The following is a 19,199-nucleotide window of genomic DNA, read 5'->3' as shown; positions in this document are numbered from 1 at the left end:
ATGAAGTTCAAACATGTGTTTTCGCCGGTTACTCTGCGGCACAAGACCCTGCGCAACCGTATCGTGTTTGGGGCCCATACCACCAATATGGCCGAAAACGGCCTGCCCGGGGATCAGCATCTGGCCTATTATCGGGAGCGGGCCATGGGGGGCGCGGCCATGATCGTGGTTGAACCGATGCCTGTCCATCCGGCAGCGGTGTTGACCCGGGGCAATTTCCGCCATTCCAGCGACGCAGTGATTCCGCATTTCAAACGCCTGACCGAGGCCTGCCAGGCCGAAGGCACGGTGATGATCCAGCAGCTCTATCACGTCGGAGCCCATGGTGATCAGGACAACAGCTTTCACGCGGCCTGGTCCCCGTCTGGTGGACCAAGCTATCACGACAGTGACGGCAGCCACGAAATGAATGCCGCCGAAATCGAAGAGACCATCCAGGGCTTTGTTGATGCGGCGCGGCGTTGCCAACAGGCGGGCTTTGATGGGGTCGAAGTCTGGGCGGCCTATCATTGCCTGCTGGAACAGTTCTGGACACCGTTTTCCAACCAACGCACCGACGAATGGGGCGGCAGCCTGGAAAACCGCACCCGGTTCAGCCGGGAAATCATGCGCCGGATCCGGGCGGACTGTGGCGAGGATTTCATCATAGGTCTGTCAATTTCGGATGAACCGGCCGTCGAAGCCGCGTTGGGGCGCGAGGATCTGGCTGAGATTGTCGCATGGCACGACGGCGAACAGCTGATGGATTATGTCACTGTCGGGTCCAGCAGCTATCTTGATTTCTATGGTATTATCCCAACCTTTCAATATGGCGAAAAGCTGGGCGTGGATCTGGCCGCCCGATTGAAGAGGGTCGTGAAACACGCGTTGGTTACGGCGGAAAGCCACATTCGCACACCAGAAAACGCCAATACGGTACTGGGCGCGGGCGAGGCGGACATGGTGTCAATCGTGCGCGGCCAAATTGCGGATCCGCATCTGGTGACCAAGGCCGAACAAGGGCGGGCAGATGACATTCGTGGCTGTCTGTCCTGCAACCAGCAATGTTGGGGGCGGCGCGGGCGGGATTATTGGATTTCCTGCCTGATCAACCCGTCTGTCGGGTTCGAACATCAATGGGGCGGGGATCGGTTTGCGACAACGGATCGCCCGAAATCCGTGCTGGTGGTCGGGGCCGGGCCAGCGGGTTTAGAGGCCGCTCGGGTGGCAGCCGAACGGGGCCATCGCGTGGTTCTTGTCGAGGCCGGACCACAGATAGGTGGGCAATTTCGACTGGCCGGCGAACAACCGCGGCGCGCGCAGATCCTGGACCTGTTGGCGTGGTATGACCGGCAATTGGCACGTCTGGGCGTGGATGTGCGGTGCAACACCTATCTGGAAACTGACGACATCGCGGCGCTGAAGATGGACGAGGTGGTCCTGGCGACCGGTTCGTTACCGGATGAGGCGGGGTTCCAAAAGGCGTTGCCGCACCTGCGGGAACTGCCGGGGTTGGACGGCAATGTCTGGTCCGTCGCTGATGTGATGGGCCGGGCCGCGCGTTTGGGAGATCGTGTTATCGTGCTGGACGAGGGGGGGCATTGGAAAGGCTGCGGGACAGCCTGGGCCTTGGCCGAGGCAGGGCATCGGGTCACCATTGTCACGCCGGACGGCTTGGTGGGCAAAGAGCTACAGCGCCCCTCTGCCGACTTTCCGCTGCGTCGGACGCTGGCCGGTTTGGGGGTCGTGTTCCGCCCGGAAACCGTGGTGATGCGATGGGGCGATGCGGGGGCAGTGTTGCAATCGCTGCTCACAGGCGCGCAGGAGCATATGGCGGCGGACTCGCTGGTGCTGTCGACGGTGAACCGGGCCAATTGCGACTTGCGCCCTGCGCTGGCCGAATTGGGGATTTCGGCCCAGTTGATCGGCGATGCCCATGCGCCGCGCAACGCCGCGCTGGCGTTTCATGACGGGCGCAAGCTGGCGCTGGATCTTTAGGGGCCAGTGGCCGCATGTGCGCGGTTGCTGGCGTGTCCGGGAAAATCCGGCCAAGGGCTGGCAAAGCCAAAAATGCGCCTTGCCAGCAGGGCTGTCTCAACGGGCCCCAAGATCCGATTTTCGCAACAGATCCTGGCCCCGCCAAAAGGCGGCTGCCAACAGCGGGCCGGGCACCATGTCGATGGCGTGCTTCTGGTGAGGAAGGTGATGAATGATGTCACCAGGACCTGCATCCACAGAACCACGGCCTTTGGAATGAAATCGGGCGCGACCGGCAAGGATCAGATAGAATTCTTCGGGTGCATGGGAATGTTCATCATAATGCTGACCCGCACCCCAATATCCGATCGACACCCGGATCGTGTCGGAATGGAACATCCCTTCGGGAGAAACCAGATTGACCCAGCCATAATTGTCCAGCCAGTCGCGGGAAAACCCGTCTGCTTCGCTATAGCTTTGTTGCCAGCAAAGCCCGGGGGCGGCGGAGATCAGCGCCGCCACGGTGTCCCGTGTCTGGTCCGAAGCTGCGCCGGCGCTCGCTGGTAATAGACGGCATACGGGCAAGGCGTGCGGTTGGGTCGCGATCCGGGGCAGGTCCTGCATGCGATCGGCGAACCAGTCCAGCTCCCCGACGTGATGACGGGCGAGGGTGGTCAGGTTGTGCAGCAGCTGCGTGGGCAATGACAGGTCACTCATAGGTGGCTACCGGCGGGCCCAGCAGTTCGGGGTCGGGGGTGACGCCCAACCCCGGCGTGCTGGGCGGGGTCGCGACGCCATGATCGTTGCGCGCACCCTGGCCGGGAACCGGGTCGACTGACAGATGGTAGTGGCACAACCAGCTGGCCAGCCGATTGGCGTCGGGTGTCGATGCGGCCAGGTGAATGGCTGCCGTATCCGCCAACGCCGAACCGCCCAGATCTTCGACATGCATCTGCCAGCCGACTGAAACACCAAAGTCGCGGATCTGGCGGGCGCGGGTCAGCCCACCGACACGGTTCGGTTTGACTTTGACCCCTTCGCAGGCGCGCAGTTTCCAGGCATCGAGATGATCGATGAACGTATGCATGCATTCGTCCAGCATGATCGGGTTGGAGACACGCGCTGCCACATGCGCGCATTGGTCCAGTGTTTCACAGGGCTGTTCCACCCAATCACGGGCGCTGACCGAATTCAGCACCTGCACCGCCACGCCGGGTTGCCAGGCGCGGTTCACGTCAAAGGTCACCTTGTGCCCTTTGGGCAGCCCACCTGAAATTGCCTCGATCCGATCAATGTCCAATCCGATATCGGTGCCGCCCACCTTGGCTGAATGCACGGTATAGCCCTTTGCCGCCGCCGTTTCGATCCGCGCCAGCATATCGTCCGGCGTGCCGGTCGATATGGACGAGTTGACCAACACTTGCGCCGCCTCGGCACCGCCCCACATTTGCCAAAGCGGCATCCCAGCGGCCTGTCCGGCAATATCCCAGCACGCCATGTCGAGCGGGGATTTCACATAGGGATGTCCGGGCAACTGCAGGTCCATCACCCGGTTGATATGGTCCAGACTGCGGGGGTCTTCGCCTATCAGAAACGGCGCGAGCGTTTCGATCCCGGCGCGGATGCCGGGGCCGTGGGCGGGCAGATAGGTATGGCCCCAGGGGCATCCTTCGCCCCAGCCCGTCAACCCAGCGTCGGTATCTATGCGCACGAATGTGCTATCGAGGCGTTCGAATTTCAATCGTCCCCCCGAGAGCCAGTACGGTTCGTTGAGCGGCAGTTCAATCTGATAGACGGTGATGCGTGTGATCTTCATGGCGTGTCCTCGTAAATTGCAATGGGGGCCCCCATGATCGACATATCGGGCATAACGCCCAATCCCGGTATGGCGGGGGCCTGGGCACCGCCACCCTGGACCGGGGCGTCAAATGCAGCGGTGGTCAGTGAAACCATCGACCGGGTGTCCAGCGCACAGCGCAGCACGTGGCGGGGCGTCGATTGCGCCATATGCAGCACGGCGGCAAAGGCGATGTCGGATCCGGTGGTATCCTGCACCGACATGACCAACCCAGCGGCCCGCGCCATGTCACGCTGACGCCGGGTGGGGGTCAGCCCGCCCTGTTTCGAGATCTTGAGCCCGACCCCATCACAGGCATCGCTGGCCACTGCTTGGGCGATGTCGGCGTCGGACTGCACCAGTTCATCCAGCAGCAAAGGCACTCGACAGCGTTTGCGCAAACTCAGGGTTTCCCGCCAGCTGGCGCAGGGGGCCTCGAATGTGAAATCCAGCCCCTTCGGTAGCAATGCCAGGAACCGCAACGCCTGTTCCGGGCTCATCCCGCCATTGGCATCAACGAGAAACCATTCACCGGGGCGACGGTCAGCCAGGCACGCCTGTACCCGCTCGGCGTCCAGCATCGGGCCACCTTCAGCTTCGGTTGACCCGACCTTGACGGAATGGCCAAGGAACCCCAGTTCACGGTGTCGGGCCACATTTTCGCGCATCGCCTGTGGATCGTCAGAGCCGATCGAGGAGATCAGCGGCACTGCCCCCGGCACACGCCCTCCCAACAAGTCACAGACGGGCACTCCAGCGGCCTTGCCCGCGATGTCCCAACAGGCGACATCCAATGGGGTTTTGGCATGGGCATGACCAACCAGGGCGGCGTCCATCGCGTCATAGATCCGGTCATGGTGGCGCGGATCCATCCCGATCAGCGCCGGAGCCAGTTCGGCCAGGCCAGCTTTGACACCGCCAGCATGGGCCGCGATATAGGTCGACCCAAACGGCGTGCTTTCGCCCCATCCTTCCAGTCCGCATTCGGTCATGACCCGGGTAAACACGGCCGCAAAGGCTGTGAAACTGCGCCCCCCTGACAGGCGGTAGGTGCCGCCAGCATAGGGCAAAGTCACCGAGTAAACTTCGATGCGGGCGATTTTCATACAGCTTCTCCGTTGCAATCCTGAAACCAAAATTATCAGGCTCCCGGATCGCCCATGGTCCGGGAGCGGCATCCGCAGGCAATTTCATGTCGCTCGCAGAATGTAGGCCATCGGTTCAGGGCGGAGGCCCTGGCCCAAGTGATGTGTTTGCCCGTGCAAACTCAATATTCGATAGCAGGGGGGAACATGGCGGGTTTGCACCATAGAAAAACCAGGCGTGCCACCGCACCTGACAGCGGGCGTCAGGGTGTTTCGGGCTGACGCCTGTTCTCAAAATGGGACGGAAATAGCCCGGCCAGAAATCTGCACACGATTGAAACGGCGACCGGGCGGGAAAAATCGTCGGTGTTGGACATGAAGTCCACCCACATGCCTTCCAACAGCGCCAGGGTTCCCGATGTCGCATCACGGGCCAGAACTCTTGCCTCGTCGGGATCGCCACCTTCGGCCAATGTGTCGAATGCGCCCCGGATCATGTCGCGCAGGCGGCGATCCCGGGTGCTGCTGTAGCGTGCGATTTCCGGGTTTGTTCTGGCGACCCCCCGAAAGGCGTGCCAGATCCGGACCGACCGCTCATTGAGCAGGGTTTCGCTCAGATCTGCCTCAATCACGGCCATGACGATATCGGCCGGATTGTTCCCGGCCATGGCAACCCGCCGGTCGACTTCCTGATAGTATTCGATGCTTGTGGAATGAACTGCCGCAACCAGCAATTGGTCTTTGCCACCAAAATGCAGATGGATCATGCCGCGCGACAGCTCTGCCTTTTGAATGATTTTGGAGACTGTTGTGTCTGTGATTCCGATTTCAGCGATTGTGTCGAGAGTTGCGCGGATGAGAGTTTCCTTGCTGGCCTTTGGATTCCTTCGCGCGGTGCGTTTTTGATCTGAGCTGTCGGATTTTTTTGTGTTCGTTTTCAAGGTCGTGAGATCCTCAAATGGGTTGAGCGGCGAGATTATCTGTCTGCGAGATTGACAGAAACGCGGCATGCGGGCAATACTTAATGAACGATCGTCCATTAATGGGTGTGATTTTGGTAGACCCCGACTGGGAGGGCGAAGTGTTCAATCTGCGAAGCGAAACGGGACGGGGAGTGGCGCTGAGCGCGCCTGCGACGGTCTACGTCGGGTTCCTGGTTGCGGCGCCTTTGGTCATTCTGGTGGCCTATTCGCTGTGGACGCAGACATATGTGTCGATTGACAGGACGGTGACGCTGGCCAACTACGTCGAGGCGTTGCATGATCCACTGGTGCGTCATCTGATGATCCGCTCGATCCTGATTGCGGGGGCCGTGACGATTGTGACGGTGGCGCTGGCCTATCCGATTGCCTATTTCATCGCGTTGCGGGCGCGGCGTCAGACGTTGTGGTTGCTATTGATCACCATTCCGTTCTGGTCGAGCTATCTGCTGCGGGTGTTTGCCTGGAAGCTGATCCTGGGGTTCAACGGCGTGTTGAACTCGGCGCTATTGGGGTTGGGTGTGATCGACACGCCGCTGACGTTTCTGCTGTACAATGAATTTGCGGTGGTGCTGACGCTGGCCCATGCCTGGGCACCGTTTGCGATCCTGCCGATTTATGTGTCGTTGCAAAAAATAGATCCCTCGCTGCTGGAGGCGGCGCGGGATTTGGGGTCCAGCACAGCCGAGCGGTTCTGGCGGGTGACGCTGCCGCTGACCATTCCGGGCATCATTGCCGCCTGTCTGATCATCTTTATCCCGACGGTGGGCGATTATGTGACGCCGTCGCTGGTGGGGGGCTCGGACGGCAAGATGATTGCCAATCTGATCCAGGTTCAATTCGGCGCGGCGAACAATTGGCCGCTGGGTGCGACGTTGTCGTTGCTTGCGATGTTGGCGGTGGGGTTTGTGGCGGTGCTGTTTGTGTTGTCGGCAACCGGATTGGGGAGACGCATCAAATGAAGCGGTTCAATGCGCTGACGATCTATGCGGTGGCCTATCTGGCGTTTCTGTACCTGCCGGTGCTGTTTCTGCCGCTGTTTTCGTTCAATGACGGCACCATCGTGGCCTTTCCCATCAAGGGCTGGACGCTGGAATGGTACCGCCAGCTGGGCGGGCAGGAGACGCTGATCCAGGCGTTGCTCAACAGCCTGCTGGTGGGGATGGTGACGGCGTTGATGGCGACGTCGATGGGGTTGTTCGCGGCGCGCGCCTATGTGCGTTACCGGTTCCGGGGCAAGGAGGCGTCGGAGGCGCTGGTGATGTTGCCGCTGGTCATTCCGGGGATCATCGTGGCGTCTTCGATGCTGGTTCTGTTCATCTCGATGGGGCTGAAGCCGTCGCTGACCGCCGTGATGCTGGGGCATACGTTTTTGGCGCTACCGTTTTCCGTGTCGATCCTGAAATCGGCGTTTGACGATTTTGATGTCTCGTTCGAGGAGGCGTCATACGATCTGGGATGTGGTGTGGTCGAGACCTTTCGCCGGGTGACGTTGCCCATTGTGGCTCCGGGGATTGTCGCCAGTTTTCTGGTCACCTTCACGGTCAGCTTTGATGAATTTGTTCTGGCGTTTTTTCTGTCGGGCAACCAGCCGACGCTGCCGGTCTATATCTGGAGCCAGATCCGCTTTCCGGCCAAGTTGCCCAATACGCTGGCCTTGGGGTCGCTGCTGCTGCTGGCCTCGGTGCTGCTGTTGGTGGTGGCCGAATACTTCCGTTCCCGCTCGACCAGATCTGCCCGATCCACAGCATCATGAGGCCGCCCGTGCACCAGAAGAACATTATCGAAATCAAGGGCCTGCAGAAACGGTTCGGCACCTTCCAGGCGGTATCGGATCTGTCTCTGAACCTGCGCGAAGGTGAATTCTTCTCGCTGTTGGGCCCCTCGGGTTGTGGCAAGACCACGGTGTTGCGGATGATCGCGGGGTTCCAGGACCCGACAGCGGGTCAGGTTCTGATCGACGGTCAGGACATGGATGGGATTGCGGCCAACAAGCGGCCCACCAACATGGTGTTCCAGAGCTATGCGATCTTTCCGCATCTGAACGTGGGTAACAATGTGGCCTATGGTCTGCGCGGGCGCGGGATTGCCAAATCCGAGATTGAGGCCCGCGTCAGCGAGGCGTTGGAGATGGTCGAGCTGGGCGGCTTGCAAACCCGCGGTGCCACCGAATTGTCAGGTGGTCAGCGTCAGCGTGTGGCTCTGGCGCGCGCGCTGGTGATGCGGCCCAAGGTGCTGTTGCTGGATGAACCGCTGTCTGCGCTGGACAAGAAGCTGCGCGAGCAGATGCAGTTCGAGATGCGTCATCTACAGCAAAGCCTGGGCATCACATTCGTCATGGTCACCCATGACCAATACGAGGCGATGACCATGTCCGATCGCATCGGGGTGATGTTCAACGGCGAATTGGTACAGGTTGATGCGCCCCAGACGCTTTATGCCAAACCCGGCACCCGCGAGGTGGCCAGTTTCATTGGTGAGATGAATTTCTTGCCCGCTGAAATCACCGACGACCACGGGGATCGGATCACCGTGACAACCCCATGTTTTGGTCTGTTGCCCATTGATCGCAATCCCAATGTCCGCCCGGGCGGGCGGGTGATCTCGGTCGGGATCCGTCCCGAACAGTTGGAGATCTCGGGCACTCGGCCCGACGGTTATGACGCCACCGTGCAGGGCACCATCCGCGATGTCGCCTTTTACGGAGAGAATGTTCACTACCATGTGCAGGTGGCGGGCATCGACAGGCCGATTGCGGCCTCGGTTCCGAATTACTTCCACACTGTCGATCACAGGCCCGGCGATCAGGTCTGGCTGGGGGTGCAAAGCGCCTCGGTGATTGATCTGGGGCCTGATCCGGGGGCCGATCAGGACCGCAACCAATAATCACTCAGGGAGAATACAGATGAAATTTACAACATTCGGGTCACTGGCCATTTCGGCCGTTCTGACCGCCAACACGGCCTTGGCCGATGGATCGGCGCTAACGGTGTTTGACTGGTCCGGCTACGAGGATCAGGGGTTTTTTGGGGCCTATATGGAGAAATACGGCGCGGCCCCGTCTTATACGTTCTTTGGCAGCCAGGAAGAGGCGTTCACCAAGCTTCAGTCCGGGTTTGCGGCGGATCTGGCGCATCCCTGTTCGGATGCGGTCCGCAAATGGGTGGCAGCTGATCTGATCCAGCCGCTGGATCCCGCAAAGCTGAGCAATTGGGACGCGATGCTGCCTGAAATCAAGGATGTCGATGGCATCATGCTGGATGGCAAGCTGTACATGCTGCCGTTTGAATGGGGCAACACCGGTCTGATTTATCGCACGGACAAGATCACGGATGAACAGATCGCACTGCAGCTGTTGGCTGATCCGGCCTATCAGGGCAAGATCTCGATCCCGGATGCGGCCTCGTCGGCCTATGCGTTGGCATCCTTGGCGACGGGCAACAGCGCTGATTACACCAGCCTCAGCGATGAACAGTTCCAACAGGCCTCCGACTTCCTGCGTTCGATCCATCCCAATGTGCGGTTCTACTGGTCGGATGCAGGGCAGATGGACCAGGCGATGGCGTCAGGTGAGCTGGAGATGGGCTGGGCCTGGAACCAGTCCGAGCTGAACCTGATCTGGAATGAAACCCCGGCCAAGATGATGCGCGACATCGACAAGGGCATTGCCACCTGGGTTTGCGGCTATGTGCATCTGAAATCGTCAACCACGCCGGTGGATCAGATCTATGATCACCTGAACGCGCTCTCGGATGCGGCCAGCGGCAAATACATCATCGAAAGCTGGGGCTATCCGCATGCCAATGCCGAGGCCTTTGGTATCTCGGATCAGGACCTGATTGCGCAATACGGGTTTGACGACCCCAAATCCTTCTTTGAAGGCAGCTTGTTCTTTGACGCGGTCACACCCGAGCTTGAAGCCAAGATGCTCAAGGAATTCGAGCGCATCAAGGCCGGCTTCTAAACACCCCCAACACCGGGGGCTCCATATGGGGTCCCCGACAATCACCCGACAAAAAGGCGTTCTCATGTCAGAGGCGAACCCATATTCTGTGCTTTTTGAACCGGTGCAGATCGGTCCGGTGACCGCGCGCAACCGTTTCTTTCAGGTGCCTCATTGCAATGGCATGGGCCATCTGCGCCCCCGTGCAGAGGCGGCAATGCGGGCGATGAAGGCCGAAGGTGGCTGGGCTGTGGTCTGCAATCAGGAGACCGAGATCCACCCGACCTCGGATCTGTCGCCTTATGCGGAAAACCGGCTGTGGGATGCCCGCGACATTCCGGCGTTGCGGCTGATGACCGAAGGCGTGCACGCCAAAGGGTCGCTGGCCGCCATAGAGCTGGCCCATAATGGCAGCCACGCCCAGAACCTGCTGAGCCGGGCTCCGGTGTTGGCCCCCTCGGACATGTCGCTGGAGCTGGTTTATCCCAAACAGGCCCGTGCCATGGACAAATCCGACATTCGCGATCTGCGCCGCTGGCATCGGGCGGCGGCGCTGCGGGCGCGCGAGGCGGGGTTTGACATTGTATATGTCTATGCCGGGCATGACATGACGTTGGCGCATCACTTTTTGAAACCCCATATGAACGATCGCTCGGATGAATATGGCGGATCCCTGGAAAACCGGCTGCGTCTGACCCGCGAGCTGTTGGAAGAGACCCATGACGCGGTGGGTGATACCTGTGCGGTGGCATTCCGGTTCGCTGTCGATGAGATGCTGGGCGCGGATGGCATGCAGGCCGCCGAAGAGGGGCGCGCCGTGGTCGAGATGCTGGCAGAGCTGCCGGATCTGTGGGACGTGAATGTGACGAGTTGGGCCAATGATTCCGCCACCACACGGTTCCAGCCGCTCGATGGGTATCAGAACGATTATATCTCGTTCGTGAAATCCGTGACTTCCAAACCAGTGGTCGGGGTCGGGCGGCTGACCTCGCCGGACATGATGGCGTCGATGGTGCGCAAGGGGATTGTCGATTTTATCGGTGCCGCGCGCCCGTCGATTGCCGATCCCTTCCTACCGACCAAGATCGAACAGGGTCGAGTGGACGAGATCCGCGAATGCATCGGGTGCAACATCTGTGTTGCTGCCGACAGCGCCGGGGTTCCGATCCGCTGTACCCAGAACCCAACCATGGGCGAGGAATGGCGCCGCGGCTGGCATCCTGAACAGATCGCTGCCAAGGGCGAGGAGGAGGATGCGCTGGTGATCGGGGCCGGTCCTGCGGGGTTGGAATGTGCCATGCAACTGGCCCGGCGCGGCTATCAGGTGACCCTGGCCGAAGCGCGCGCCGAGCTGGGCGGACGGGTGCTGTGCGAAAGCCGGCTGCCTGGCCTGGGGGCCTGGATCCGGGTGGCCGATTACCGTCTGCACGACCTGCGCCAACGCGCCAATGTGCAGATCTATACGGACAGCCGCCTTGATGCCGCCCAAGTGCTGGAGTTGGGTATTCCCAATGTCTTTGTCGCCACCGGGGCCCAGTGGCGCGCCGATGGTGTCGGGCGCAACACGCTGCGCGCGCGTCCCACGATTGCACCGGACGCGGTGATCCTGACCCCGGATGACATCATGGCCGGGATCCGGCCGCCCGATGGGCCGGTGGTGATTTATGATGATGATCACGCCTATATCGCCGGGGTGATCGCCGAACAGCTGGCCGTGGCCGGGCATGCGGTGACCTTCGTCACCCCCGAACCGCTGGTGTCGTCCTTTACCGGGCTGACCCTGGAACAGCACCGCATCCAGACCCGCCTGATCGAGCTGGGGGTGGACATCCGCTGTAATCAGATCCTGGCCGGGGTGGACGCGGCCACGGTGCAGAGTGTCTGCAGTTTTACCAGCCGTCCCACCCAGTTTTCCTGCGGGTCTGCGGTGCTGGTCACCGAACGCACCCGCGAAACGGCGCTTTACACCGGTTTGCAAGCCAAGGGGCTCAAAACTCTCCAGCTCATCGGGGACGCCGCCGCCCCGGCGCTCATCGCAGACGCGACATACAGCGGACATATGGCTGCCCGGAATTTTGAACGCTCAGACACAGAGGTGGACCGCGACTGGTTCCGCCGTGAAATCATCGACCTTGAAGAAGGGGAAATCTAATGCCCAACATGTCCGCAAGACGCCCCAGCCGCCGCAGCGGAGGGCGTCAGGCCCGCCTTGTTACCCAGTCCGAAACCACCGGCAACGAAGCGGTGCGCGCCGGGTTGAGCGGGGGGCGTTACAAGCCCCTGTCGGATGTCGACATGGAGCGCATCCACAATGCGGCGCTGACCATTCTGGACCGAACCGGCCTGTCCGATCACACGCCCGAGCTGCTGGATCTGGTGCTGCCAAAGGGGGCCGTGCTGAATGCGCACAACCGGCTGTGTTTCCCCCGCGCCTTGATGGAGGATCTGCTGGCTGGGGCGGCGCGCGAATTTTATGTCCATGCGCGGGGCGAGCGCGCTGGCAAAGACGACATGCATTGCACCGCGCAAAGCGTATATTTCTCGAACTCGGGCACGGCGGTTACCACCTTTGACGCCGAGACCAAATCCTATCGCCCATCAACCCTGCGGGACGTTTATGATTTTACCCGGCTGGTCGATCAGCTGGAAAACATCCACATGCTGGGTGACACGGTATTGGCCACCGATGTGACGGGCGATCTGGCCCATGACATGAATGTCACCTATTCCATTCTTGCGGGCAGTCAGAAACCCGCCTGTCTGACCTTCCGCGATCGCAGCCATCTGCCCCATGCGATCCGCATGTTCGATCTGGCCTCGGGTGGCGAAGGGAGCTTTTTAAAGAAACCTTCGGTGATCTTTGGCGGTTGCCCTGTGGTGTCGCCGCTGCGTTTTGGTCGCGAAAACCTGGAATTGATGATCGACACGGCCAAATTGGGGCTGACCGTCGATCTGGCCGTCCCGCCGCAGGCCGGGGCTACAGCTCCCGCGACTTTGGCCGGGACGTTGGCGCAGGCCGTTGCCGAAACCCTGGCCTGTGTGGCGATTGTGAATCTGATCAATCCGGGGTGCCCGGTGTGTTTTGCGGCCTGGCCCTTCATCACCGACCTGCGCAGCGGATCCTTCACCGGCGGTGGCGGAGAACAGGCGCTGATCGGCGCAGCCGCGGTTCAGATGGGCAATTTCTATAACCTGCCCACGTCGGTGGGCGCGGGCATGACCGATGCCAAGATCCCGGATGCGCAATACGGGTTGGAAAAGGCGCTGACCTTTACGCTTGCGGCCCATGCCGGCGCCAATCGACTGTGCGAATTTGGCGGCATGATCGGATCCCTTATGGGGTGCAGTTTCGAGAGCATGGTGATTGATGATGAAGCAGGCGGCATGATCCTGCGCACTCTGCGCGGCATCGAAGTGTCGGACGAGACCCTGGCCGTTGACGTCATCCACACTTGCGCGATCGATCCGGGGCATTTCCTGGGCAATCCGCATACGTTGTCTTATATGAACAACGAATATGTCTATCCCAAGCTGATGGACCGCGAACGCACGGACACCTGGGAAACCGAAGGCAAGACCGACCTGCTGGAGCGGGCCAGGGTCAAATCCGACGCCATCCTGAACAGCCATTTCCCGAATTATTTTGGGGGCGCAGATGCCCAGGTGCGCAGCGAATTCGACATCGTTTTTGAGGCCGACACCATGACCCGTCCGGCCCCACGCGCCAATGTCGTCTGATGGGGGGTATGACATGCTGAAATACAATGATCACGCCACGATGAACCGCTGGGACAATGAGAATTTTGTCCACCCCTGGGAGGGCATGGAGGCGATTGGCCACAACGAGCGTACCTTTGTTGAAGGGGGCGAGGGCGTCTATGTGGTTACCGAAAAAGGCGATCGTCTGATCGACGGGCCGGGGGGCATGTGGTGTGTCCAGATTGGCTATGGGCGCGATGACATGGCCGATGCCATGGCCGATCAGGCCCGTCAGATGGCCTATTTTTCGCCGTTCAACAATGCCCATTCGACCGCTGCGCGTTTGGCCCATGAAATTGCCGCCCGTACGCCGGGGGATCTGAACCATGTGTTCTTTACCACCGGCGGGTCCACGGCGGTCGATAGCGCACTGCGGTTCATTCAATTCCGCAACAACCTGTTGGGACACCCGGAAAAGAAGATCGTGATCTCCAGGCACAAAGCCTATCATGGCTCTACCTATCTGGCGGCCAGCGTCAGCGGCAAGGAGCGTGACCGGCTGTGGCTGGACAAGGCCGAGGGGCTGGCGCATTTCCTGCCGGATGTGAACCCGCTGCACCGGGATGAAGGCACCAGCATGGAGGATTTTCTGGACCAGAAGGTGCAGGATCTGGAGCAGGCGATCCTGCACCTGGGCGCAGAGAAGGTGGCGGCCTTTATCGCAGAACCCATTCTGGCCTCTGGTGGGGTGATCGTACCGCCGCCGGGCTATCACAAACGCTGCCTCGAAATCTGTCGCCGCCACGATGTTTTGTATATCTCCGACGAGGTCGTCACCGGCTTTGGCCGTTTGGGACATTGGTTCGCCTCCGAGGAGGTGTTCGGCATCACCCCCGACATCATCACCTGCGCCAAGGGCATGACATCAGGCTATGTGCCAATGGGGGGCTGCATTATCTCGGATCGGCTGATTGACGAGGTATCCGGTGCCGCCGCGCAGGGGGCGACATTTTCGAACGGGTTTACCTATTCGGGTCATCCGGTCAGCGCCGCGGCCGCGCTGAAGAATATCGAAATCATCGAATCCGAAGGCATCCTGGATCATGTGCGTGAGGTCACACCGCTGTTCCAGGAACGACTGCACGCGCTGTCTGAGCTGGACATCGTCGCCGATACACGCGGAATGGGCCTGATGGGATGTGTCGAATGCAAAATGGGTGACAAAACATCCCTGGAAAACGACTATCAACTCGGAACCATCATCGATGCACATTGCCAGAAAAACGGCCTGATCCTGAGACCAATCATAAACATGTGCGTCTTTTCTCCCCCCCTCATCATAACAAAAACGCAAATCAACCAGATGTTCGATATCCTGCAGGATGGTGTTCGGGCCGCGATGGACGCACCTGCAAAATAGAGCCGACCATTGCAGATTGTCCCGTCGGGTGATGAAAATGACGCCGTCCCTCAGGGGGCGGCGTCTGTCTTTGCGCTCGGCCCACCGGGCATTGTTTGGTGAACAGGATCGTTGAAAACATTGATCCGAAACGGATTTCGCCAGGGTGACGTTACGGAGCCTGATGTTGACGCATGGCACACCAAGTGAAATCCTTTGACTGCGATCGGAGGATTCGTGGACGAGGTGATGCAAGCCAGTCACCGCATACCGGGATGATGTGCTATCGTGAGGGTTCTCACGTTTGGTGCCGGTCGCGGTGAGCGATGCAAGCCGAATTTGGGTGTGGGGCAGTTTCGAGCAAAACGGCTCTGGTGACGAGAGTTTGATTTTTTTCTCCGTTACGCCTGTGGGCCTTCATGGTTGGCTCTGCCCAAGGTCTTGGCACTGAACCGAAAGGAAAGGCAGCTGGTCCAGAATATGGCGGCATATGCTTGCAGGTATGCGCTCGGTACTCCGGGACTTTGGGATCCAACCCAAGGCCCGCGCAGAGATCGGGTGATCGGACACGAAACGCCGACCGAAATATGATCATCGCTATACTAGAAAAGGGGAGTACAGATGATTTCGAAACTTAAATTGGCAGGTGCGGCATTGATCGCATCCATGACATTCTCGGGTGCAGCCACTGCGCAAGAGTTCATTTCCATTGGCACCGGCGGTGTCACCGGGGTCTATTATCCCACAGGTGGCGCGATCTGCCGTCTGGTGAACAAAAGCCGCAAGGAACATGGCATTCGCTGCGCCGTGGAGTCCACCGGCGGGTCGGTTTACAATATCAACACCATCAAGGCCGGAGAGCTGGAATTTGGCGTTGCCCAGTCCGATTGGCAGTACCATGCCTATCACGGCACTTCCAAATTCAAGGACAACCCGTTCCCGGATGTGCGCGCCGTGTTCTCGGTCCACCCGGAACCCTTTACACTGATCGTGCGCTCCGACAGCGGCATTGCAGGCTTTGGCGATCTCAAAGGCAAGCGGGTCAATGTGGGCAATCCCGGATCCGGTCAGCGCGCAACCATGGAAGTGGTGATGGACGCCTTTGGCATCGGTATGGGTGATCTGGCGCTGGCAACCGAATACAAAGGGTCAGAAATGGCCAAACAGCTGTGTGATGGCAATATTGACGCGATGATTTATACCATCGGTCACCCCGCCGCCGCGATCAAGGAAGCCACCACCACCTGTGACGCAACACTGGTGTCGGTCAGCGGACCCGAGATCGACAAGCTGGTTGCCGACAATCCGTTCTACCGCACGGCGGTCATTCCCGGCGGCATGTACAAGGGCACCGATGGCGACACCACCACCTTTGGTGTGGGCGCAACATTCGTGACGTCGGCTACTGTGTCGGATGACGTTGTCTATGTGGTTGCCAAATCGGTGATGGAAAACATCGAAGACTTCCGCAAGCTGCACCCGGCGTTCGCCAATCTGAAAGCCGAAGAAATGGTCAGCGACGGTCTGAGCGCACCGCTGCATCCCGGGGCCGAAAAAGCCTATATGGAATTGGGTCTGAAGTAACCTTTTCCCAACGGATGTTTGAATGATGCGATGCGCCCCCACCAAACGAGGGGCGCATCCAAAAAGAACATAGGGGAGTGATATGGCACAAGATCATCAGACAGATGGCACCGCCACAGCCGACGCCATGGTGGCCGAAGCGGACACCGGTGCACGCAATCCATCCGGCATTCAGGGGCGGGCGATCATTGCGATCTGTATCCTGTGGTCTCTGTTTCAGCTGTATATCGCCTCCAAACTGCCGGGGGTTCTGGCGCTGGCCACCGGATTTTCCGACTTTGCCAATATCGTGGCGCAGGCACGGTTCGTGCACCTGGCCTTTGCCATCACGTTGGCGACAATGGCCTTTCCCCTGTTCAAGAATTCACCCAAGGACCGGATCCCGCTGTATGACTGGGCTTTGCTGATCCTCGGGGTCAGCGCCTGTCTCTACCTCATTTTCTTTCGCTACCAGATTGCAGACCGGCCAGGGTTGTGGAGCACATCCGATGTCGTGATGAGCGCGATCGGTCTGATCGTGCTGCTGATTTGTGTCTACCGTTCGCTTGGGCTGCCGTTGGTCTGTATTGCGTCGGCGTTCTTGCTGCTGGCCTTCTTTGGCGGTGAAAGCGAATGGATCCGCAATATCACCAACTACGGCGGTTCCTCTTTGACCAAGGCATTGGGGCACTATTGGATGCAGACCGAAGGCGTGTTCGGCGTTGCCTTGGGCGTGTCCACGACGATGATTTTCCTGTTCGTTCTCTTTGGTGCATTGCTGGACCGTGCGGGCGGGGGCAATTGGTTCATCAAGGTGGCGATTGCGCTGCTGGGCGCGCTGCGCGGTGGCCCGGCCAAGGCGTCGGTCCTGTCTTCGATGATGACCGGGATGATTTCGGGCAGCTCGATTGCCAACACGGTGACCACCGGCACTTTTACCATCCCGCTGATGAAGCGCATTGGCTTTCCGGCGGAAAAGGCCGGCGCGGTCGAAGTCGCCAGTTCGACCAATGGTCAGCTGACGCCACCAGTGATGGGGGCTGCGGCCTTCCTAATGGTGGAATACGTCAATATTCCCTACATCGACGTGGTCAAACACGCGTTTCTGCCGGCGGTGATCTCCTATATTGCGCTGCTCTATATCGTGCATCTGGAAAGCCTGAAAATGGGTCTGGAAGGGTTGAAGAAGGATGGTCGCAAGATCGGCGTTCTTATGATCCTGATCCTGTTCCTTTCCGGCTTCATCTTTCTGGGTGTGGCGACGTTTCTGATGGTTGGCGTGCGGATGCTGCTGGAGCCGATGATGGGGGAAACGGTCTATGCCGCCGTGGCCATTGTTGCGGTGCTCTATGTGTTTCTGGTGGCCGTGGCCGCGCGGTACCCGGATATTGCGGTGGATGATCCCAACGCGCCCGTCCCCCATGCGCCACGCCTGACGCCGACGCTGATTGGTGGGGCCTATTACGCGCTGCCGATTTTCATTCTGGTGTGGAATCTGATGGTGCGCACCGAAAGCCTGGACCGGCTGTCGCCGGCGCTGTCGGCGTTTTGGGCCACCATTTTCATGATCATCATTGCGCTGACCCATCGCCCGCTCAAGGCGTTCTTTCGCGGTGGCGATATCGGTGGCGAGGGCCGCGCCGGTTGGGGCGACTTTGTTCAGGGTTTGATCATGGGCGCGCGCAACATGATCGGTATCGGCGTTGCCACCGGGGCTGCCGGTATCATCGTCGGCACCATCAGCCTGACCGGGGCCCATCAGGTGATCGGTCAGGTGATCGAGGTGATTTCGGGTGGCAACCTGATGATCCTGCTGTTCCTGGTGGCGGTGCTGAGCCTGGTGCTGGGCATGGGGCTGCCGACCACGGCGAACTATATCGTTGTCAGTTCGCTCATGGCGCCGGTGATCGTGACGGTCGGGGCGCAATCGGGCCTGGTGGTGCCACTGATCGCGGTGCATATGTTCGTGTTCTATTTCGGCATTCTGGCGGATGACACGCCCCCTGTGGGGCTTGCGGCCTATGCGGCGGCGGCAATTTCCCGCGGCGATCCGATCAAAACCGGCATTCAGGGCTTTGGCTATGACATCCGCACGGCGCTGTTGCCGTTCCTGTTCATCTTCAACACCGACCTGCTGTTGATCGACGTGGGGCCGCTCAAGGCGGTGCTGGTGTTTGTCATTGCGCTGATTGCCATGCTGTTGTTCGCGGCTGCGACCCAGGGGTATTTCATCGCCAAATCCCGCAAATGGGAAAGCGCGCTGCTGTTGGTCATTGCCTTCATGCTGTTCCGGCCTGATTTCTTCCTGGATCAGGTGTCGGACAAATACGCTTCATCTTCGGGGCCTGCGGCCTTGAGCCTGATGACGGATCAGGCCAGCGGCAATAACATTCGGCTGTTGATCGAAGGACCCGATTTTGACACGGGCAAGATCCGTCCGACAACCGTGGTAATCCCCGCCGTGGCGGGGGATGCAGTGACGGCATTGTCGGACCAGGGGCTCAGCGTGATCGAAGAGGGTGACACCCTGCTTTTGGACGAACCCTTCCCCGGCACGCCGCATTTCGAAGCTTTGGGCAACGAATATGATTTCTACGGCGACAGCCCGGTGGTCATTGCCCAGGTGCAGGTTGAAAATGATCGCTTGCCCAAGGAGCTGTTCTTTATCCCGGCGCTGTTGCTGCTTGCGGGGCTGGTGTTGATCCAGCGTCCGCGTGCCACGCAACCCGCCTTTTGA

The 19,199-nt window shown here is 59.9% G+C and carries 14 protein-coding genes; 10 read left to right on the top strand and 4 right to left on the bottom strand.

What is annotated here, in order from left to right; translation table 11 throughout:
* Nucleotides 1-1,977 (top strand): FAD-dependent oxidoreductase, encoded by a 1,977-nt coding sequence (locus tag K3727_16275; protein UWQ90325.1) that lies wholly within the window; start codon nt 1-3, stop codon nt 1,975-1,977.
* A gap of 96 nt (nt 1,978-2,073) precedes the next feature.
* Here the strand turns inward: K3727_16275 and K3727_16270 are convergent, their stop codons facing one another.
* The 4 genes from K3727_16270 to K3727_16255 form a co-directional block, all read right to left on the bottom strand.
* Nucleotides 2,074-2,673: an AraC family ligand binding domain-containing protein gene (locus K3727_16270; protein ID UWQ90324.1), complete on the bottom strand. Its 600-nt coding sequence runs from the start codon at nt 2,671-2,673 to the stop codon at nt 2,074-2,076.
* Complete coding sequence (locus K3727_16265) at nt 2,666-3,772, bottom strand: mandelate racemase/muconate lactonizing enzyme family protein (GenBank protein UWQ90323.1); 1,107 nt, start codon at nt 3,770-3,772, stop codon at nt 2,666-2,668. Before K3727_16265 ends, K3727_16270 begins: the two co-directional genes overlap by 8 nt.
* Entirely contained in the window at nt 3,769-4,899 is a 1,131-nt protein-coding gene (locus K3727_16260) for a mandelate racemase/muconate lactonizing enzyme family protein (protein ID UWQ90322.1), read from the bottom strand. The genes K3727_16265 and K3727_16260 overlap by 4 nt, the downstream gene beginning before the upstream one ends.
* A 242-nt stretch (nt 4,900-5,141) precedes the next feature.
* On the bottom strand, nt 5,142-5,888 hold the full coding sequence (locus tag K3727_16255; GenBank protein UWQ90321.1) for a TetR family transcriptional regulator C-terminal domain-containing protein: 747 nt from the start codon (nt 5,886-5,888) through the stop codon (nt 5,142-5,144).
* 32 nt (nt 5,889-5,920) lie between these two features.
* Between K3727_16255 and K3727_16250 the strand changes: the two genes are divergently transcribed.
* From K3727_16250 to K3727_16210, 9 genes are all read left to right on the top strand, one after another.
* On the top strand, nt 5,921-6,820 hold the full coding sequence (locus tag K3727_16250; GenBank protein UWQ93419.1) for an ABC transporter permease: 900 nt from the start codon (nt 5,921-5,923) through the stop codon (nt 6,818-6,820).
* On the top strand, nt 6,817-7,614 hold the full coding sequence (locus tag K3727_16245) for an ABC transporter permease (GenBank protein ID UWQ90320.1): 798 nt from the start codon (nt 6,817-6,819) through the stop codon (nt 7,612-7,614). Before K3727_16250 ends, K3727_16245 begins: the two co-directional genes overlap by 4 nt.
* Nucleotides 7,611-8,744: an ABC transporter ATP-binding protein gene (locus K3727_16240; protein UWQ90319.1), complete on the top strand. Its 1,134-nt coding sequence runs from the start codon at nt 7,611-7,613 to the stop codon at nt 8,742-8,744. The genes K3727_16245 and K3727_16240 overlap by 4 nt, the downstream gene beginning before the upstream one ends.
* 19 nt (nt 8,745-8,763) lie before the next feature.
* Entirely contained in the window at nt 8,764-9,822 is a 1,059-nt protein-coding gene (locus K3727_16235) for an extracellular solute-binding protein (GenBank protein UWQ90318.1), read from the top strand.
* Between the two features lie 64 nt (nt 9,823-9,886).
* On the top strand, nt 9,887-11,953 hold the full coding sequence (locus K3727_16230; protein ID UWQ90317.1) for an NAD(P)-binding protein: 2,067 nt from the start codon (nt 9,887-9,889) through the stop codon (nt 11,951-11,953).
* Nucleotides 11,953-13,539: a trimethylamine methyltransferase family protein gene (locus K3727_16225; GenBank protein ID UWQ90316.1), complete on the top strand. Its 1,587-nt coding sequence runs from the start codon at nt 11,953-11,955 to the stop codon at nt 13,537-13,539. The genes K3727_16230 and K3727_16225 overlap by 1 nt, the downstream gene beginning before the upstream one ends.
* Before the next feature lie 13 nt (nt 13,540-13,552).
* Entirely contained in the window at nt 13,553-14,920 is a 1,368-nt protein-coding gene (locus tag K3727_16220) for an aminotransferase (protein UWQ90315.1), read from the top strand.
* Nucleotides 14,921-15,520: 600 nt separating this feature from the next.
* Complete coding sequence (locus K3727_16215) at nt 15,521-16,483, top strand: TAXI family TRAP transporter solute-binding subunit (protein ID UWQ90314.1); 963 nt, start codon at nt 15,521-15,523, stop codon at nt 16,481-16,483.
* An 82-nt stretch (nt 16,484-16,565) separates the two neighbouring features.
* A complete protein-coding gene (locus K3727_16210; protein ID UWQ90313.1) occupies nt 16,566-19,199 on the top strand; it encodes a TRAP transporter permease in 2,634 nt (877 codons plus the stop codon).

It is taken from the genome of Rhodobacteraceae bacterium M382, assembly GCA_025141015.1.
Taxonomy (GTDB): Bacteria; Pseudomonadota; Alphaproteobacteria; order Rhodobacterales; family Rhodobacteraceae; genus Aliisedimentitalea; species Aliisedimentitalea scapharcae.
Note: the sequence above shows the minus strand (reverse complement) of the source record. Positions and strands in the feature narration are given on the sequence as shown.